The sequence below is a fragment of the Streptomyces sp. KLMMK genome, assembly GCF_036961605.1.
Classification (GTDB): domain Bacteria; phylum Actinomycetota; class Actinomycetes; order Streptomycetales; family Streptomycetaceae; genus Streptomyces; species Streptomyces telluris.
This window is the reverse complement of sequence record NZ_JBAMDC010000640.1, coordinates 1-2244: the sequence shown is the minus strand read 5'-3', so window position 1 is coordinate 2244 and position 2244 is coordinate 1. Positions and strand designations below refer to the sequence as shown.

The window sequence follows — 2244 nt, the reverse complement described above, 5'->3', positions numbered from 1 at the left end:
TCCGCGGCCGCTGGTACGGCGGGCACCCGCAGCCGCGTCCCGTCCGGCAGCACCGCCGTGTGCCGGACGGCGTACGCGTCCACCGCGGCGGCCTCGAACACGCCGTACGGGGATCCTCTGCCCGGCGGCGCGGTGACGTGGAAGCCGGGGCAGCTGGCCAGGGCCAGTTCGACGGCCGCGCCGCTGACGGCGCGGCCGACCGCTTCGGGGTCGGGGTCGCGCACGACGAGCCGCAGCAGGGCGCTCGCCTCCTCCTGCACCTCCGCGTCGGCGTGGTCCGTGCGCGCGAGGGTCCACCGGACCTCGGCGGGCGGGCGTTTGCCCAGCGCGTCCTCCATCTGCGCCCGTACGAGGGCGGCCTTGGCCTCCACGTCGAGGCCCGTCAGCACGAACACGACCTCGTTGCGCCAGCCGCCCACGCGCGTGAGCCCCACCTTGAGCGTGGCCGGCGGGGCCTCGCCCCGCACGCCGCTGATCCGTACGCGGTCCGGGCCGTCCTGCGCCAGCCGGACGGTGTCCAGCCGGGCGGTCACGTCGGGGCCCAGGTAGCGCGGGCCGCCCGTCTCGTACAGGAGCTGGGCCGTGACCGTGCCCACGGTGACGGCGCCGCCCGTGCCGGGGTGCTTGGTGATGACGGCCGAGCCGTCGGCGTGGATCTCGGCCAGCGGGAAGCCGGGGCGGCGGACGTCGTGCTCGGTGAAGAAGGAGTAGTTGCCGCCCGTGGCCTGCGTGCCGCACTCCAGGACGTGCCCGGCGACAACCGCGCCGGCCAGCCGGTCCAGGTCGTCGGCGAGCCAGCCGAAGTGGGCCGCGGCGGGGCCGGTGACGAGCGCGGCGTCGGTGACGCGGCCCGTGACGACGATGTCGGCGCCCGCGCGCAGGCAGGCGGCGATACCCGCGCCGCCGAGGTAGGCGTTGGCCGTGAGGACGTCCGGGCCCCACTCCCGCTCCTGCAGCAGGTCGTCGCCCTCGACGTGGGCGACGCGCACGTCGGCGCCGACGCGGCGGGCGAGGGCGCGGATCTCGCGGGCGAGGCCGCCGGGGTTGAGCCCGCCCGCATTGGCGACGATCTTCACGCCGCGGTCGGCGGCGAGGCCGAGGCTCTCTTCGAGCTGGCGGAGGAAGGTCCCGGCGTAGCCGCGGGCGGGGTCCTTGAGGCGGTCGCGGCCGAGGATGAGCATGGTCAGCTCGGCCAGGTAGTCGCCGGTGAGGACGTCGAGGGGGCCGCCGGTCAGCATCTCGCGGAGGGCGCCGAAGCGGTCGCCGTAGAAGCCGGAGGCGTTGCCGATCCGCAGCGGGCGTAAGGGTTCGGGGTCTGTCACTGTGTGCCGCTCCCTCGGGAGTTCGTCAGGACGGGGAGAGCGTGACAGCGCCCGGGAAAACAATCAAGCGTGCTTGCCTTTATTTTTCGGTCAGTTGTGCGGAGGGGTGGCGGCAAGGGCCTCGGCGAGCACGTCGGCCAAGTGGCGGGCGCGCACGCCTTCGCCACCCGCGAGCTGGGCGATCTGCGTACGGCAGGAGAACCCGTCGGCCAGGACCTCCGCCTTCGCGCCCCGCCCGGCGGCCTGCCGCAGAGCGGGCAGCAGCTGCTCCTCCGCGCACGCCACGGACACCTCGTAGTGGCCCGCTTCGAACCCGAAGTTCCCGGCCAGGCCGCAGCATCCGCCGCTCAGGGCGCCCACGAGTCCGGCGCGCTCGCGCAGGCGGCGCTCGGCGGCGTCGCCGAGGACCGCGTGCTGGTGGCAGTGGGTCTGGCCGGCCACGGGGCGGTCCAGGCGGGGCGGCTGCCAGTGCGGGGCGAGCTCTTCGAGGGTCTGGGCGAACGTACGGACGGACGCCGCCAGCCGGCGCGCCCGCGGATCGCCGGGAAGCAGCTCGGGGAGGTCCGTACGGAGCGAGGCCGCGCAGCTGGGCTCCAGCACGGTGACGGGCAGACCGGCGGCGAGCGCCGGGGCCATGAGGCCGAGGGTGCGGCGCATCTCCTTGCGGGCACGGTCGAGTTGGCCGGTGGAGACCCAGGTGAGGCCGCAGCAGGGCGCCTTCGGCGGGACGGCGACCCGCAGACCGGCGCTCTCCAGGACCGCCATGGCGGCGCGGCCGGCCTCCGGGGAGAGGAAGTTGGTGAACGTGTCGGGCCAGAGCACGAGATCCGCGCCCGCGGCGCGGCGCCCTTCCCGCCCGCCCCTCCGTTCCCCGGAACCGGACCGGTTGCCGCCGGGGCCGCTGCCGGACGCACCGGCGCCG

The 2244-nt window shown here is 75.9% G+C and carries 2 protein-coding genes; both read right to left on the bottom strand.

The window, feature by feature from the left end:
• Nucleotides 1-1238, bottom strand: a 1238-nt coding sequence (locus V7793_RS36615; RefSeq protein WP_336013994.1) for an acyclic terpene utilization AtuA family protein, incomplete at its 3' end; no start/stop codon positions are given.
• A gap of 174 nt (nt 1239-1412) precedes the next feature.
• Nucleotides 1413-2244: (Fe-S)-binding protein (locus V7793_RS36610; RefSeq protein WP_336013993.1), on the bottom strand; the 832-nt coding region annotated here is incomplete at its 5' end.